The sequence below is a fragment of the Streptomyces sp. NPDC015661 genome, from assembly GCF_043077765.1.
Taxonomy (GTDB): Bacteria; Actinomycetota; Actinomycetes; order Streptomycetales; family Streptomycetaceae; genus Streptomyces.
The window spans coordinates 174932-191078 of sequence record NZ_JBIBST010000011.1 but is presented as its reverse complement, the minus strand read 5'-3'; the positions used below and the strand labels follow the sequence as shown (position 1 = coordinate 191078).

The 16147-nt window shown below is 72.8% G+C and carries 10 protein-coding genes; 7 read left to right on the top strand and 3 right to left on the bottom strand.

What is annotated here, in order from left to right; all coding sequences use genetic code 11:
* Positions 1–22: 22 nt before the first annotated feature.
* The 3 genes from ACF07V_RS28710 to ACF07V_RS28700 all read left to right on the top strand — a co-directional run bounded on the left by ACF07V_RS28710 (position 23) and on the right by ACF07V_RS28700 (position 5170).
* Complete coding sequence (locus ACF07V_RS28710; protein ID WP_392158469.1) at positions 23–538, top strand: MarR family winged helix-turn-helix transcriptional regulator; 516 nt, start codon at positions 23–25, stop codon at positions 536–538.
* 39 nt (positions 539–577) lie between these two features.
* Positions 578–3502 (top strand): FAD-binding and (Fe-S)-binding domain-containing protein, encoded by a 2925-nt coding sequence (locus ACF07V_RS28705; RefSeq protein ID WP_392158468.1) that lies wholly within the window; start codon positions 578–580, stop codon positions 3500–3502.
* Positions 3503–3742: 240 nt separating this feature from the next.
* Positions 3743–5170, top strand: a complete 1428-nt coding sequence (locus ACF07V_RS28700; RefSeq protein ID WP_392158466.1) for a Gfo/Idh/MocA family protein — start codon at positions 3743–3745, stop codon at positions 5168–5170.
* 54 nt (positions 5171–5224) lie between these two features.
* Here ACF07V_RS28700 and ACF07V_RS28695 read toward each other — a convergent pair whose 3' ends face one another.
* A complete protein-coding gene (locus ACF07V_RS28695; RefSeq protein ID WP_392158464.1) occupies positions 5225–6838 on the bottom strand; it encodes a peptide-N4-asparagine amidase in 1614 nt (537 codons plus the stop codon).
* 192 nt (positions 6839–7030) lie between these two features.
* Here ACF07V_RS28695 and ACF07V_RS28690 point away from each other — a divergent pair, with 192 nt between their 5' ends.
* Positions 7031–8827, top strand: a complete 1797-nt coding sequence (locus ACF07V_RS28690) for an ABC transporter transmembrane domain-containing protein (RefSeq protein ID WP_392158462.1) — start codon at positions 7031–7033, stop codon at positions 8825–8827.
* A complete protein-coding gene (locus ACF07V_RS28685; protein WP_392158460.1) occupies positions 8824–10605 on the top strand; it encodes an ABC transporter ATP-binding protein in 1782 nt (593 codons plus the stop codon). Before ACF07V_RS28690 ends, ACF07V_RS28685 begins: the two co-directional genes overlap by 4 nt.
* 82 nt (positions 10606–10687) lie before the next feature.
* On the opposite strand, the gene ACF07V_RS28680 is transcribed toward ACF07V_RS28685, so the two are convergent.
* Positions 10688–11473 carry a metal-dependent hydrolase gene (locus ACF07V_RS28680; RefSeq protein WP_392158458.1) on the bottom strand — a complete coding sequence of 262 codons (786 nt, stop codon included), beginning with the start codon at positions 11471–11473 and terminating at the stop codon, positions 10688–10690.
* 86 nt (positions 11474–11559) lie between these two features.
* Here ACF07V_RS28680 and ACF07V_RS28675 point away from each other — a divergent pair, with 86 nt between their 5' ends.
* Both ACF07V_RS28675 and ACF07V_RS28670 read left to right on the top strand, forming a co-directional pair.
* The gene (locus tag ACF07V_RS28675; protein WP_392158456.1) at positions 11560–14118 is read left to right on the top strand and encodes a DEAD/DEAH box helicase; all 2559 of its coding nucleotides are present in this window, start codon (positions 11560–11562) and stop codon (positions 14116–14118) included.
* A 12-nt stretch (positions 14119–14130) separates the two neighbouring features.
* A complete protein-coding gene (locus ACF07V_RS28670; RefSeq protein ID WP_392158455.1) occupies positions 14131–14994 on the top strand; it encodes an acyl-CoA thioesterase in 864 nt (287 codons plus the stop codon).
* Positions 14995–15006: 12 nt separating this feature from the next.
* Here the strand turns inward: ACF07V_RS28670 and ACF07V_RS28665 are convergent, their stop codons facing one another.
* Complete coding sequence (locus tag ACF07V_RS28665; protein WP_392158453.1) at positions 15007–16077, bottom strand: RNA ligase (ATP); 1071 nt, start codon at positions 16075–16077, stop codon at positions 15007–15009.
* Positions 16078–16147 lie beyond the last annotated feature (70 nt).

The window sequence follows — 16147 nt, the reverse complement described above, 5'->3', positions numbered from 1 at the left end:
ATGGTCCTGATATTGTTCCCGTATGAGCACCTCCGACCGTCCGAGCAGCTCCGACCGGCCGAGCGGGACCGAGCGACCGAGCGGCACCGAGCGGCCGAGCGGGACCGACACCGACGGCCTCCTCGCCGAGCAGCTGCTGCGGCTCACCCGGCGCCTGCACCGCATCCAGAAGCGCCACCTGGAGCCGGTCGGCATCACACCGGCGCAGTCCCGGCTCCTGCGCACGGTCGCACACTTCGGCGAGCCGCCCCGGATGGCCGACCTCGCGGCCCGCCTCGAGGTCGTCCCGAGGGCCGTGACCAGTCTCGTCGACGGACTCGAGGCGGGCGACCGGGTGCGCCGGGTGCCCGACCCGACCAACCGCCGGGTGGTGCGGATCGAGCTCACCGACGCGGGCCGCGCCACGCTGCGCGAGCTGCGCAGCGCGCGCCGGGCCGCCGCAGAGGACATCCTTGCTCCATTGACCGTCGATCAGCGCGAGGTGCTCGAAGGTCTGCTGTCCGCCCTGGTCGACCCCGGCCCGGAGCGCGGCTGCTGACCCGTCGGGCGCGGGGACGCGCCGAAGGGGAGCCGTGACATGCCGCTGCTCGAACCCGACCCGCGGGCCCTCCGCCCCGGTACGAAGCGGACCCCGGCCCCTGACCGTGTGCCGGAGCTCCAGGCCCGGGGCACGCCGCGGCGGCTGCGGGAGGAGCTCACCGAGCTCCTCGGGCCCGGGAAGGTCCTGTCGAAGATCTCCGACCTGGTGCGTTACGCCTCGGACGCGAGCCCGTACCGCTTCGTCCCGCAGGTCGTCGTGGTCGCCGAGGACGTCGACGACATCTCCACCGTCCTGTCGTACGCCCACGGCAAGGGCCGCGAGGTGGTCTTCCGGGCCGCCGGGACCAGCCTCAACGGGCAGGCGCAGGGCGAGGACATCCTCGTCGACGTGCGCCGCCACTGGGTGGGCGTCGAGGTCCTGGACGGCGGCGCCCGGGCCCGGATCCGGCCCGGCACCACGGTGGTGCGGGCCAATGCCGCGCTCGCCCCGCACGGGCGGGTCCTGGGGCCCGATCCGGCCAGCGCGGTCGCGTGCACGATCGGCGGGGTCGTCGCCAACAACGCCTCGGGCATGACGGCCGGCACCACCCGGAACTCCTACCGGACCGTCGCCTCCCTCACCGTCGTCCTGCCGAGCGGGACCGTGGTCGACACGGCCGACCCGGACGCCGACGAGGAACTCGCCCGCGCCGAGCCGAGGCTGTGCGCGGAGCTGATGGCGCTGAAGGCGGAGATCGAGGCGGACGCCGGGCTGACCGCGCGGATCCGCGCCAAGCACGCCATCAAGAACACCAACGGCTACCGGCTCGACGCCTTCCTCGACGGCGACACCCCGGTGCGGATCCTGCGGGGTCTGATGGTCGGCTCCGAGGGCACCTTCGGCTTCATCTCCGAGGTCGTCTTCGACACCGTGCCGCTGGACCGCCAGGTGTCGACGGCCCTGCTGTTCTTCCCCTCGCTGCCGGCCGCCGCCGCGGCCGTGCCCCTGTTCAACGAGGCCGGGGCGCTCGCCGTCGAGCTGATGGACGGCAACACGCTGCGGGCCTCGGTGAGCGTGGCGGGCGTGCCCGCCGACTGGGCGGGGCTGCCGAAGGAGGCGGCGGCGCTCCTGGTCGAGTTCCGGGCCCCGGACGACGCGGCCCTGGAGGCGTACGAGCGGGCGGCGGCGGCCGTGCTCGACGGCCTCGGCCTGGTCGCCCCGGTGGCCTCCGTGGAGAACGACTTCACCCGGGACCCGAAGCGGATCTCCGGCTACTGGAAGGCCCGCAGGGCCTTCGTGACGGCGGTCGGCGGCGCCCGCCCCTCCGGTACGACCCTGATCACCGAGGACTTCGCGGTGCCGCCGGACCGGCTCGCGGAGGCCTGCGAGGCACTGCTCGGGCTCCAGGCCCGGCACGGCTTCGACGCGGCCGTCGCCGGCCATGCCGCCCACGGCAACCTCCACTTCCTGCTCGCCTTCGACGCGGCCGACCCCGCCGACGTCCAGCGGTACGCGGCCTTCATGGACGAGTTCTGCAAGCTGACCGTGGAGCGCTTCGACGGCTCGCTGAAGGCGGAGCACGCGACCGGCCGCAACATCGCGCCCTTCCTGGAGCTGGAGTGGGGGGCGCAGGCGACCGAGCTGATGTGGCGGGTCAAGGAGGCGATCGACCCGGCCGGTGTGCTCGCGCCGCGGATCGTCCTGGACCGGGACCCGCAGGCCCATCTGCGCGGTCTGAAGACGATCCCGGCCGTGGAGCGGATCGCCGACCCGTGCATCGAGTGCGGCTTCTGCGAACCGACCTGTCCCAGCCACGATCTGACGACCACTCCGCGGCAGCGGATCGTGCTGCGCCGGGAGATGATGCGCCAGTCCGACGGCTCCCCCGTCGAGGCCCGGCTCCTGGAGTCGTACGGCTACGACGCCGTCGACACCTGCGCCGGCGACTCCACCTGCAAGCTGGCCTGCCCGGTCGGGATCGACACGGGGGCGCTGATGAAGGAGTTCCGGCACGAGCGGCACTCGCCCAGCGAAGAGCGGATCGCGGCCCTGGCCGCCAGGAACTTCCGCGCGGTGGAGGCGTCCGCGCGGCTCGCGGTCGCCGCCGCGGACCGGATCGGCGACCGGGTCCTGGAGTCGGTGACGGGCCTCGCCCGCAAGGCCGTCCGCCCCGACCTCGTACCGGAGTGGCTGCCGGAGATCCCCGGCGCCGCGGCGCGGCGGCTGCCCCGCACCCACCGTCCCGCGGCGGTCGCCGTCTACTACCCGGCCTGTGTGAACCGCATCTTCGGCAACGCGGACGGCCGGCGGGGGCCGTCGCTCCCGGAGGCCGTCGTCGCGGTGTCCGCGCGGGCCGGGCGGCCGGTGTGGATCCCGGACGACGTGGCCGGAACGTGCTGCGCGACGATCTGGCACTCCAAGGGCTACGAGCGGGGCAACGAGGTGATGGCGAACCGGATCGTCGAGGCAGCCTGGGGGTGGACGGCCGGCGGGAGGCTGCCGCTCGTGGTGGACGCCTCCTCGTGCACCCTGGGGATCGCGCACGAGGTGGTGCCGTACCTGACGGAGGACAACCGGGAGCTGCACGCCGAACTCACCGTCGTCGACTCGCTCGTGTGGGCGGCGGACGAGCTGCTCCCCCGGCTCGACGTACGGCGGCGCGTCGCCTCGGCCGTGGTCCATCCGACCTGCTCGATGCGACATCTGGGCGACGAGGAGAAGCTCACCGCGCTCGCCGAGGCCTGCGCGGAGGAGGTCGTCGTCCCGGCCGACGCGGGCTGCTGCGCGTTCGCCGGGGACCGGGGCATGCTGCATCCGGAGCTGACGGCCTCGGCGACGGCGCGCGAGGCGGCCGAGGTCACGGCCCGGCCGTTCGACGCGCACTTCTCGGCCAACCGGATGTGCGAGATCGGGATGGACCGGGCGACCGGCCGGAGCTACGGATCGGTGCTCCTCGCCCTGGAGCGCGCCACCCGTCCCTGACCGTCCGTCAGCCGGCCCCTCCCCCGGCGAGCAGGGCCCCTCACCCCGAGCGGTGAGGGGCCCTTCGTATGTTCGAGTGATCATCGGCGGTCGGTCCGGCGCACCGGAGGAACCGGAACAGTAAGGTCCAACTACCCGTCGCAAGAGTCCTATCGGCGCCCTTGCGCACCATCGGCCACCGGGGCCAGGGTCCTGTGCGGGCTCCATGAAACAACCGTGCACACAGCTCCGGGAGGTTCCATGAACGAGCAGACACCGCGCACCCCGAGCCGCCGCAAGGTCCTCAGGACCACCGCGGGAGCGGCCGGGGCAGGGCTCGGCATCGCCGCCGCGGGCGGTGCCGCGCAGCCCGCACTGGCCGCCACCGGATCCACTCCCTCCGCCGCGGCGGAAGCCGTCACCGCGGCGGTGCCGAAGCGCCGGGGCGCCACCATGGCCGGGGTGCCGTTCGAGGGCCGTTCCACCGTCCGGATCGGGATCGTCGGGCTCGGCAACCGCGGCGCGAGCATGATCGGCAACTTCCTCTCGCTGCCCTGGGTCAGGGTGGTCGCCGTCTGCGACCCGGTGCGCGAGAAGGCCGAGCGGGCCGCCGCGACGGTCGTCGCCGCGGGACAGCCCGCCCCCGCCCTGTACTCCCACGGCGCGGACGACTACGAGAACCTCTGCACCCGCACGGACCTCGACTTCGTCTACGTGGCGACGCCCTGGGAGACCCACTTCGCGATCGCCAGAGCGGCCATGCTGGGCGGCAAGCACGTCGGCGTGGAGTGTCCGGTCGCGATGGAGCTCACCGAGCTGTGGGAGCTGGTCGACCTCTCGGAGCAGACCCGCCGCCACTGCATGCAGCTGGAGAACTGCTGCTACGGGCGGAACGAGATGCGGGTGCTGCGGATGGCGCACGCCGGCAGGTTCGGTGAGCTGCTGCACGGCGCGGGGGCGTACAACCACGACCTGCGCGGTCTGCTGTTCTCGCCGACGTACTACGAGGGGCCGTGGCGGCGCATGTGGCACACGCGGCTGCGCGGGGACCTCTACCCGAACCACGGCTTCGGCCCGGTCGCCAACTACATGGACGTCAACCGGGGCGACCGGGTGGTGAGCATCAGCAGCTTCGGCACTCCGGCGCTCGGTCTCGCCGAGTACCGCGCGGCGAACATGCCGCCCGGCGACCCGAGCTGGAAGGAGACGTACATCGAGAGCGACCGGACGATCAGCATGGTCCGGACGTCCAAGGGCCGGCTGATCCGCCTCGAACACGACGTCTCCACCCCGCACCCCTACAGCAGGATCAACAGCCTCGGCGGGACGCGGGGGGTCTTCGAGGACTACCCGGCCCGGATCTATCTGGAGCCGGACCACAAGGACGACGTGTGGGGCGACTTCTCGGCGTACGCGACCGAGTTCGACCACTGGCTGTGGAAGGAGCACGCCAATCCGCCGGGCGGCCACGGCGGCATGGACTACATCATGGTCTACCGCCTGATGCAGTGCCTCCAGCTGGGCCTTCCGCCGGACTTCGACGTGTACGACGCGGCGACCTGGACGGCTCCGGTACCGCTCAGCCACGCGTCGATCAAGGCGAACGGGGCGCCGCAGGAGATCCCCGACTTCACGCGCGGCGAGTGGAAGAACGCCCGCTCGGGCGTGGACTCGGCGAAGCCCGCCTGACGGACCCGTGCCGCCCCGGTCCCTCGCCGCGAGGGGCCGGGGCGGCCGTGTGCCTCAGCAGCGCCGCAGGTCCTGGGTGACCGTGCCCTGGACGGTCGTCAGGCTCCGGTCGTAGCAGCCGGCGGAGCCGTACAGCCGGTAGCGCTCGGTGCTGGTGCCGACCGCGTGCCGCTGGTCGCGCGGGACGCCGAGGGTGAAGGCGGCGTCGCCGGTGTACGTGTCGTCCAGGCGTGACCAGGACAGCCGCTTGCCGCCCCGGACGACGTCGACGGCGGCGCGGTCGCCGACGGTGAGGACGGTCCGCAGGCGGTTCGCGCCGTCGACACTGATCTCGCCGTCCATGGTGTACGTGCGCCGGGTGCGGGTCGCGGTCCCGCCGACGGTCACGGTCTCGTCGTCGGTCCAGCGGGCGGTGAGCGCGTCCGGGTTCTCGTCGGCGCCCCAGCGGTGCGTGGAGCGGTGGTCGACCGTACGGGTGACGGTCGTGTCGACCCGGCCGTGCGAGGTGTTCAGATGCCCGGCGACGGTGAGCGTGTCGCCGCCCGTGGCCTCCAGGACGTCGGGCGAACCGGCCGTGTACACCGCGGAGTTGCGCGGGGTGCCGAGCTCGTGCCGGTCCAGGGCCCCGGTGACGACCTCACTGCCCTCGTCCTGCCAGAGGAGCACGTTGGTGGGGATGCTCCAGCCGGACTGGCCCGCGGGGACACCGGCGACGGAGACCTCGACGCGATGGGCCGCGCCGTCGTTGAGCAGCGCCGCGAAGGGCGTGAGGTCGTAGACGATCGGCTGCACGTCGAAGGCGCGCGGCGCGGGCGTCACGTACCAGAGGAAGGGGTTGGACCAGCCGCCGGTCCAGACGTGCGGGAAGGGGGCCGCGATGCCGGCGAGCCGGCCGTCGACGGAGATCTGCACCTCCCGGTAGGGCCCGTCGGTGGCCTTGCAGGAGTACGGGGCCGCGTCCGGGACGGTGAGGTACCAGAACTCCTCGCAGCCGCCGCCGGATCCGGTGGCGTACACCTCGGCGAGGACGCGTTCGGTGTTGCGCGGGGTGGTGAGGGTGCCGCCGGTCAGCGGGACGACCCGGTCGGGGGTGCCCGCGGCGGGCTTCACCCGGCCCTCGGCGGTGTGGAAGGTGAGGGTGACGCGGACGTCGATGACACCGGTGTACGTCTCGTTGACGACGTTGCCGATGAGCATCTCGACGGGCTGCGGGCGGCTGAGCGTGTCGCGGTAGCGGGTGACGTCCTTCTCGACCGACCAGGCGATGCCGTCGGGCGAGGGCTCCGGGGTGGAGGTGCGGAGGATCTCGACGCCGCCGAGGGTGAGGTAACCCAGACGGTCGTACTGGCGGCCCTTGACCTGTCCGTCGAGGCGCAGGACGACCTTGTTCCAGCGAGCGGCCGTGCCGCACTCCTTCGGCGGGGTGTAGCTCCCCTTGTACGGGGTGAAGTCGCGGAACCGGGCGGCGGCGAGGGTGACCTCGCAGCTGCGGGTCCCGGGGGTCTCGACGGGCGGGGCGGCGGTGACCGGGTCGTGCCAGTCGGTGGTGAACTCGGCGGGCGGCGTCGGGCCGTTCGGACCCTCGGCGGCGGCCGGGTGGGCGGTGACCAGCGCGCCCGCGGCGAGCAGCAGACCGCCGATCACGCTCGTGATCTTGAGTGATCTCATGGGGCGGAAGTGAAGCGTGCTCGTGCGGTGCGGTCCAGAGGACGATGAGCGGACATGGCGCGATCTGTTCCCCCTTGCGGAAAATCGATTGCCGCCCCTCGGCGAAGGGGGCGAGCCTTGCACGGCCTTCCACCGCCGTCGCGCACCTCCGACGTGCGATATCCCGTACAGACCCGGAGACCCTGGGACGCCATGCACATTCGAGATCTTCCCTATGCCGACCCGGGGACCCCCGACGTCCGCTCGGGCACCCGGTTCCTCCTCTGGCTCGGCCGCCAACAGCTCGGCGGTCAGGTGAAGTGCCTTCTCTGGGGGCTGCTGCACCATCTGGGCATCGCCGGTCTGCCGCTCGGCGTCGGACTGGCCGTCCAGGCGGTCGTGGACCGCGACGGCGGACGGCTCGCGCTCGCCGGGGTGCTGCTCCTGGCCCTCGGGTCGGCGATCGCGGCCGGCGACGTGATGCTCCATCGCACCGCCGTCACCAACTGGATCACCGCCGCCGCACGCGTGCAGCAGCTCCTCTCCCGCAAGACCGCCGAACTGGGCTCCGTCCTCACTCGGCGGGTCGCCGCCGGCGAGGTCGTGGCCGTCTCCACCGGCGACGTCGAGAAGATCGGCTGGTTCGTCGAGGCCCTGTCCCGGTTCGCCTCGGCCGCCGTCGTCCTGGTCGCCCTCTGCGTCGGCATCGTCGTCTACCAGCCGGCCCTCGGTGTCGTGGTCGCCGCCGGCATCCCCGTGCTCGCCCTCGCCGTGCTGCCGCTCCTCCCCCGCGCGACCCGCCGGGCGGACGTCCAGCGCGCGAAGGCCGGCAAGGCCACCGAGCTGGCCTCCGACACGGTCGCCGGGCTCCGCGTGCTGCGCGGCATCGGCGGCGAGGAGCTCTTCCTCGGCCGCTACCGCGCCGCCTCCCAGGAGGTCCGCGGGGCCGCCGTGCACAGTGCGCGGATGTGGGCGCTGATCGCCGCCGTCCAGGTCGCGCTGCCGGGCCTGCTGCTCATCGCCGTGGTCGCGTACGGGACGCGGCTCGCGCTCGACGGGCGGATCGAGGTCGGCGAGCTGGTCACCGTCTACAGCTCGGTGGCCCTCACCCATCACGCGCTGCGGAACTTCGAGGAGATCGCCCAGGCCTTCTCCTTCTCCCGGCCGTCCGCGAAACGGGCGGCCCGGGTCCTCTCGCTGACCCGTACGACGACCGCGCCTCCCACGGCCCCTGCGCTCGGGGCCGGCGGCGACCTGTACGACCCGTTGACCGGGCTGCGCGCCCCGGCGGGCCTCTTCACGGCCGTGGTCTGCGGCGATCCGGACGTGGCCGGGCGGCTCGCGGACCGGCTCGGCGGCCACCCGACGGAGCCTGAGGCCGGGCACACCTCGGTGCTGCTCGGCGGGGTGCCGCTCGACGAACTGCCGCTGGAGGAAGCCCGTACGGTCGTCCTCGTCCAGGACAAGGAGCCGGTGCTGCTCTCGGGCACCCTCCGCGAGCTGCTCGACGTGCCCGCGTCGGGCGCGGTCAGTGCGGAGGAGGGGCTCGCCGCCGCCCGCTGCGACGACGTCCTCGACGCGCTCGCGCAGGCCTCCGCCTCCACCGGCGGCGATCCGATGCGGACCCGCATCACGGAGCGGGGCCGCTCGCTGTCCGGCGGCCAGCGTCAGCGGCTGGCGCTGGCCCGGTCGCTGGTGGCCGACCCGGAGGTGCTCGTCCTCGACGAGCCGACCTCGGCGGTCGACGCGCACACCGAGGCCGCCGTCGCCGCCGGGATCGCGGAGCTGCGGAGGACCAGGACCACGGTGGTCCTGGCGTCCTCGCCGCTCCTCCTGGACCGCGCCGACCGGGTCGTCCTGGTCCACGAGGGCCAGGCGGTCGCCGTCGGCAGCCACCGCGGGCTGCTCGCGGTGGAGCCGCGCTACCGCGCGGTCGTCACCCGCGAGACGGACGAGGAACTCTCGGTCCGCGCGGGCGAACTCGAAGCACTGGAAGGGGAATCGGCATGATCGGCCTGGCGCCGCCGGAGTACGACCCGGCGGCCCCGAAGACGGCGACGACGCTGCCCGTCGCCGGGACCGCCACCGTCCGCGGCTACGTCCGCGCGCTGCTGCGCCGGCACCGCCGGGCGTTCGCACTGCTCATCGGGGTGAACGCGGTCGCCGTGACCGCCTCGATGGCCGGCCCGTACCTGCTCGGTTCGGTGGTGGACGCCCTCGCGGACGGGGTCCGTGACCTCCATCCGGAGCGTACGGTCGCGCTGTTCGCGGTCGCGCTGCTCGTCCAGACCGTGTTCACGCGGCTCGTACGGCTGCGCGGGGCGATCCTCGGCGAGGAGATGCTCGCGGATCTGCGCGAGGACTTCCTCGTCCGCGCGGTCGGTCTGCCCCCCGGCGTCCTGGAGCGGGCCGGGACGGGCGATCTGCTCTCCCGGATCACCACGGACGTCGACCGGCTCGCGAACGCGATGCGCCAGGCCGTGCCCCAGCTGGCCATCGGGACCGTCTGGGCGGGGCTGCTGCTCGGCGGCCTGGCGGTCACCGCGCCGCCGCTCGCGCTCGCCGCGCTGCTCGCGGCGCCGGTGCTGATCGTGGGCTGCCGGTGGTACTTCAAGCGGGCGCCGTCCGCGTACCGATCGGAGTCCGCGGGGTACGCGGCGGTGGCCGTCGCGCTCGCCGAGACCGTCGACGCGGGCCGCACGGTCGAGGCGCACCGCCTCGCCGAGCGGCGGATCGCGCTGTCGGACCGGCGGATCTCCGAGTGGGTGGCCTGGGAGAGGTACACGCTCTTCCTGCGCTCGGTGCTCTTCCCCGTCATCAACCTCACGCATACGACGGTACTGTGCGCGGTCCTGCTGCTCGGCGGGGTGTTCGTGCTCCAGGGCTGGATCGACGTCGGGCAGCTGACGACGGGCGCGCTCCTCGCGCAGATGCTGGTGGACCCGATCGGGATCGTGCTGCGCTGGTACGACGAGCTGCAGGTCGCGCAGGTGTCGCTGGCCCGGCTCGTCGGCGTCCGGGACATCGAGCCGGACGCGGGCGACCGGGAGGTGCGGCCCGAGGGACGGGCGGTCGAGGCGGACGGGGTCCGGTTCGGCTACCGCGAGGGCGTCGACGTGCTGCACGAGGTGTCCCTGAGGGTGGCGCCGGGCACCCGGCTGGCCCTGGTCGGCCCCTCGGGCGCGGGCAAGTCCACCCTGGGCCGGCTGCTCGCGGGGATCTACGCCCCGAGGGCGGGCTCGGTCACCCTCGGCGCCGCCGAACTGGCCAGGATGCCCGCCGAGCGGGTCCGCGAGCACGTGGCCCTGGTCAACCAGGAGCACCACGTCTTCGTGGGCTCCCTCCGCGACAATCTGCTGCTGGCCAGGACCGGGGCCACGGACGCCGACCTGTGGGCGGCGCTCGCGGCAGTGGACGCGGAGGGCTGGGCCCGGGCCCTCGACGAGGGCCTGGACACCGAGGTCGGCTCGGGCGGCCGCTCGCTGACCCCGGCGCAGGCGCAGCAGATCGCGCTGGCCCGGCTCGTCCTCGCGGACCCGCACACCCTGGTCCTCGACGAGGCGACCTCGCTGCTCGACCCGCGCGCGGCCCGGAACCTGGAGCGCTCCCTCGGCCGGGTCCTGGACGGGCGGACGGTCGTGGCCATCGCGCACCGGCTGCACACGGCCCACGACGCCGATCTGATCGCGGTGGTCGAGGCGGGCCGGATCAGCGAGCTCGGCAGCCACGAGGAGCTGGTCGCGGCGGACGGGACGTACGCGGCGCTGTGGCGGTCCTGGCACGGCTGACCCATGAGGAAGGGGCCCGCACCGGACATCCGGTGCGGGCCCCGTCCTCATGCGCTCGGAGTGCGGTCGGAGGAACCCTCGCTCAGAAGAAGCCCAGGGCGGAGGCTCCGCCGACCCCGCCCAGGAGCATGAAGGCGGGCATCAGGACCTTGAGCTCGACCCAGCTGCCGGCCCGGAAGCGCATGCCCTTGGGCGGGCCGAGCGGGTACCAGCGCTTGCGGCCCACGGGGATGGGCCACAGGATCGGGCAGCCGGAGACGGTCAGGGCGTCGCCGATGTCGTGCACGAGGGCGCCGAGGACGATGGGCAGGCCCAGCCACAGGTACTCCTGGCCCGTGAAGAACCAGTCCGAGCCGTTGCCCGACTTGTCCAGGACGCCCGCGAGGATCCACGCGCTGGTGGCGCCGAGCAGCCACACCAGGACGTCGCTGGACATCCGGGCGGCCCGCCACAGCAGGCCTTCCACGGCGAGGACCAGATGCACGAAGAGGATCGCGAGGACGGCCCAGCGGCCGCCGGTGACCGCCGCGACGGAGGCCCCGGCCCCGATCAGGACCGCCCAGAGCCAGGTGTGGGTGAGCGTCCGGTGCCCGCCGGACCTGCGGGGGTCCGAGGAGGAGCGGGTGGCCTTGTAGACCGCGTACGACAGCTTGTCGACGATCTCGCAGAGGCCCCGGGAGACCGGCCCGAAGGCGCGGGAGATGGTCGCCGACTTGTGGTCGAGGTCGGGCGCGAGGGCAGCGCCCGCGCAGATGAGCGCGCCGACGACGAGAACCGGCCAGGGCATCGGGTGGTCGAAGGCCGCCGCGGCCGCTCCGACGCCGAGCCATGCCGCCGCTCCGGACAGCGAATGCGCCGGTCCCATCATGGTTGGTCCGCCCCGTTTCTCCCCTGCCGGCGCCGAGTTGACGGCCGGTCGACGGACGAGCCTATCGTCCGTGATCAAGACTGCCGATGGCCGGTTCCCTCATCCGAGGGGAATGCGGGCAAGATGGGGGCGTGACCCTTATCGATCAGCTGCCGCCGACCGCCGACCCCGACGCCCTCTTCGAGGCCTTCTCCTCCTGGGCCGAGGACCGGGGCATCACGCTCTACCCGGCCCAGGAAGAGGCGCTGATCGAGGTCGTCTCCGGGGCCAACGTGATCTTGTCCACCCCCACCGGATCGGGAAAGTCGCTGGTCGCGGCTGGTGCGCACTTCACCGCGCTCGCCAATGACCAGGTGACCTTCTACACCGCGCCGATCAAGGCGCTGGTGTCGGAGAAGTTCTTCGACCTGTGCAAGCTCTTCGGCACCGAGAACGTCGGCATGCTGACCGGCGACGCCTCCGTGAACGCGGACGCCCCGGTGATCTGCTGCACGGCCGAGGTGCTCGCCTCGATCGCGCTGCGGGACGGCAAGTACGCCGACATCGGCCAGGTCGTCATGGACGAGTTCCACTTCTACGCCGAGCAGGACCGCGGCTGGGCCTGGCAGATCCCGCTGCTGGAACTCCCCCAGGCGCAGTTCGTCCTGATGTCGGCGACGCTCGGCGACGTGTCGATGTTCGAGAAGGACCTGACCCGGCGCACCGGCCGGCCGACCTCCGTCGTCCGTTCGGCGACCCGGCCGGTCCCGCTGTCGTACGAGTACCGGCTCACGCCCATCACGGACACCCTGACCGAGCTCCTGGAGACCAAGCAGGCGCCCGTCTACATCGTGCACTTCACGCAGGCGCAGGCCGTCGAGCGCGCGCAGTCGCTGATGAGCATCAACATGTGCACGCGCGAGGAGAAGGACCAGATCGCCGAGCTCATCGGCAACTTCCGCTTCACCACCAAGTTCGGCCAGAACCTCTCGCGGTACGTCCGGCACGGCATCGGCGTGCACCACGCGGGCATGCTGCCGAAGTACCGGCGGCTCGTGGAGAAGCTGGCCCAGGCGGGTCTGCTGAAGGTGATCTGCGGGACGGACACCCTGGGCGTCGGCGTGAACGTGCCGATCCGCACGGTGCTGTTCACGGCCCTCACCAAGTACGACGGCAACCGGGTGCGCACCCTGCGCGCCCGGGAGTTCCACCAGATCGCGGGCCGGGCCGGCCGGGCCGGCTTCGACACCGCGGGCTTCGTGGTGGCGCAGGCCCCCGAGCACGTCATCGAGAACGAGAAGGCGCTCGCGAAGGCCGGCGACGACCCGAAGAAGCGCCGCAAGGTGGTCCGCAAGAAGGCCCCCGAGGGCTTCGTCGCCTGGAGCGACACCACCTTCGAGAAGCTGATCGACGCCGAGCCGGAGCCGCTGACCTCCCGCTTCAAGGTCACCAACATCATGCTGCTGTCGGTGATCGCCCGGCCGGGCAACGCCTTCGAGGCGATGCGCAAGCTCCTGGAGGACAACCACGAGCCGCGCAAGGCGCAGCTGCGGCACATCCGCCGGGCCATCGCGATCTACCGCTCGCTGCTCGACGGCGGTGTGGTGGAGCAGCTGGACGAGCCGGACGCCGAGGGCCGCACGATCCGGCTGACGGTCGACCTCCAGCAGGACTTCGCGCTCAACCAGCCGCTGTCGACGTTCGCGCTCGCCGCCTTCGACCTGCTCGACCCCGAGTCCCCCTCGTACGCCCTGGACATGGTGTCCGTCGTCGAGTCGACGCTCGACGACCCGCGCCAGATCCTCGCCGCCATGCAGAACAAGGCGCGCGGGGAGGCCGTCGGGCAGATGAAGGCGGACGGCGTCGAGTACGAGGAGCGGATGGAGCGGCTCCAGGACATCTCGTACCCGAAGCCGCTGGAGGAGCTGCTCTGGCACGCGTACAACGTGTACCGGAAGTCGCACCCGTGGGTCGGCGACCACCCGGTGTCGCCGAAGTCGGTCATCCGTGACATGTACGAACGGGCCCTGACCTTCACGGAGTTCACCTCCTGGTACGAGCTGGCGCGGACCGAGGGCATCGTCCTGCGGTACCTGGCGAGCGCGTACAAGGCGCTCGACCACACCATCCCGGACGACCTGAAGACCGAGGACCTGGAGGACCTGATCGCCTGGCTGGGCGAGATGGTGCGCCAGGTGGACTCCTCGCTGCTCGACGAGTGGGAGCAGCTGGCCAACCCGGAGATCCAGACGGCCGAGGAGGCCCAGGAGAAGGCCGACCAGGTCAAGCCGGTCACGGCGAACGCCCGTGCCTTCCGGGTCCTGGTGCGCAACGCGATGTTCCGCCGGGTGGAGCTGGCCGCCCTCGACAACGTCGACGCGCTCGGCGAGCTGGACGCCGAGGCCGGCTGGGACGCGGACGCGTGGGGCGAGGCGATGGACGCGTACTGGGACGAGTACGACGACCTCGGTACGGGCCCGGACGCGCGCGGCCCGAAGCTGCTCGCCATCGAGGAGGACGCGGCGCACGGGCTGTGGCGCGTCCGGCAGACCTTCGCCGACCCGAACGGCGACCATGACTGGGGCATCAGCGCGGAGGTGGATCTCGCGGCCTCCGACGAGGAGGGCCGGGCGGTGGTCCGCGTGACGTCCGTCGGACAGCTGTAGGAGGAGAACGGGATGACCAACCCCGCCGAGAGGCTCGTGGACCTGCTCGACCTGGAGCAGATCGAGGTGAACATCTTCCGTGGGCGCAGCCCGCAGGAGTCGCTGCAGCGGGTCTTCGGCGGGCAGGTCGCCGGGCAGGCCCTGGTGGCGGCCGGCCGCACCACGGAGGGCGACCGGCCGGTGCACTCGCTGCACGCCTACTTCCTGCGGCCGGGGCGGCCCGGGGTGCCGATCGTGTACCAGGTGGAACGGGTGCGGGACGGCCGGTCGTTCACGACCCGCCGGGTCACGGCGATCCAGGAGGGGCGGACGATCTTCAACCTCACGGCCTCCTTCCACAAGCCGGAGGAGGGCGCCTTCGAGCATCAGCTGCCGCCGCGGCACCTGACGGACCCGGAGACCCTGCCCAACCTCGCGGACGAGATCCGGGAGCACCTGGGCGCGCTGCCGGAGGCCCTGGAACGCATGGCCCGCCGTCAGCCCTTCGACATTCGCTATGTGGACCGGCTGCGGTGGACGCCGGAGGAGGTCAAGGGCGCCGACCCGCGGAGCGCGGTGTGGATGCGGGCGGTGGGCCCGCTGGGCGACGATCCGCTGGTCCACACGTGCGCCCTCACCTACGCCTCGGACATGACGCTCCTGGACGCGGTCCGCATCCCGGTCGAACCCCTCTGGGGCCCGCGCGGCTTCGACATGGCCTCCCTGGACCACGCGATGTGGTTCCACCGGCCGTTCCGCGCGGACGAGTGGTTCCTGTACGACCAGGAGTCCCCCATCGCGACGGGAGGCCGGGGCCTGGCCCGCGGCCGCATCTACGACCGCGAGGGCAGGCTGCTGGTGTCGGTGGTCCAGGAGGGCCTGTTCAGAAAGCTCTGACGCGCGCCGGGGTCACTCGAACTCGGTGCCGCCCTTGCGGGTCAGGTAGGCGGGGCTGACAGCCTTGGCGATGGCCCGGCCGCCGGTCACCGGGCTGTACCGCTCGGTCGCGGGCCGGACGACGACGCCCTCCCGCAGGTGCGTCTCCCGGCCGGAGACGGTCTCGCGGCCGGTGGCGTGGGCGAGGACGGTGTCGGGGTCGTACGGCCCGGTGTGGAGCCGCGGTACGAACGCCACCTCACCGGCCTCGATCACCGCCTCGGGGTCCAGCCACCGCACCTGTCCGTCGATCTCGGCGGACACGTCGAACAGCGCGTACCCGACGGTCTCGGAGCGGGCGTCGGCGCCGTAGGCGAGGTCCTGCACCCCGGAGCCGTACACCTCGCCGAAGAGCCCCACGCGGCGGGCGCCGAGCCGCTCGGCGAGCCGCTCGGCGACGCCGGCGAGGCCATGGCCGTGGACGGCGCGCCAGTACAGGTTGCGCGGGTCCTCCCGCAGGGCGAGCCCCTTGGCCCCGAAGCCCTTGGAGGTGACCTGCACGCGTCCTTCCTCGGCGTGGAAGGTCAGCAGGCAGGCGGTGCCGTGGAGCTTCTCCGTCAGGACGACGGGCTCACCGGGCTCGAACAGGTCCGGATACCGCTGCAGGTTCTCGATGTCGACCCACGGCAGCAGATCGGGCGCGGGCTCGACCTCCCCGTTCATCGTCGGCGGTATCGGCGGCACCCACTTGGTGATCCCGAGCACCTCCGCGAAGTCGACCCCCTCGGCGGCCGCCCGCGCCAGGTCGGTGCCGGCGAGCGCGCCGGGCCGGCACACGATCCCCTGCGACAGCTCCCCGCGCAGCCGCACCGCCTTCACCCGGTCCGCGTTTCCCCCGGCGAGCCGGCCGGTGAGCCCCAGCTCGTCGACGAGCGGGAGGGGCAGCACGGCCTGCTCGGGGATGTAGACGGCGACGTCGCCCGTCTCGTAGACCCCCTTGGCGACGACGGCCCGGTAGAGCCCGACCTGGGCGATTTCGAGGGCGTCGGCACGGGGGTGTGGATGGACGGTGAGGACTTCGGCGGTGACGCGCAGGGTGGACATTCAGGACTCCGGTTGCTCGGGTTTCGGTCTCATCGCCGGTCACTGTGGCCGACCCGAATTCCCGTGGGCC

What these genes read in the sequence shown, in the direction of transcription:
- ACF07V_RS28710 (WP_392158469.1), top strand. Translation starts at nt 23, where the DNA reads ATGAGCACCTCCGACCGTCCGAGCAGCTCCGACCGGCCGAGCGGGACC.
- ACF07V_RS28705 (WP_392158468.1), top strand. Translation starts at nt 578, where the DNA reads ATGCCGCTGCTCGAACCCGACCCGCGGGCCCTCCGCCCCGGTACGAAG.
- ACF07V_RS28700 (WP_392158466.1), top strand. Translation starts at nt 3,743, where the DNA reads ATGAACGAGCAGACACCGCGCACCCCGAGCCGCCGCAAGGTCCTCAGG.
- ACF07V_RS28695 (WP_392158464.1), bottom strand. Translation starts at nt 6,838, where the DNA reads ATGAGATCACTCAAGATCACGAGCGTGATCGGCGGTCTGCTGCTCGCC.
- ACF07V_RS28690 (WP_392158462.1), top strand. Translation starts at nt 7,031, where the DNA reads ATGCACATTCGAGATCTTCCCTATGCCGACCCGGGGACCCCCGACGTC.
- ACF07V_RS28685 (WP_392158460.1), top strand. Translation starts at nt 8,824, where the DNA reads ATGATCGGCCTGGCGCCGCCGGAGTACGACCCGGCGGCCCCGAAGACG.
- ACF07V_RS28680 (WP_392158458.1), bottom strand. Translation starts at nt 11,473, where the DNA reads ATGATGGGACCGGCGCATTCGCTGTCCGGAGCGGCGGCATGGCTCGGC.
- ACF07V_RS28675 (WP_392158456.1), top strand. Translation starts at nt 11,560, where the DNA reads ATGGCCGGTTCCCTCATCCGAGGGGAATGCGGGCAAGATGGGGGCGTG.
- ACF07V_RS28670 (WP_392158455.1), top strand. Translation starts at nt 14,131, where the DNA reads ATGACCAACCCCGCCGAGAGGCTCGTGGACCTGCTCGACCTGGAGCAG.
- ACF07V_RS28665 (WP_392158453.1), bottom strand. Translation starts at nt 16,077, where the DNA reads ATGTCCACCCTGCGCGTCACCGCCGAAGTCCTCACCGTCCATCCACAC.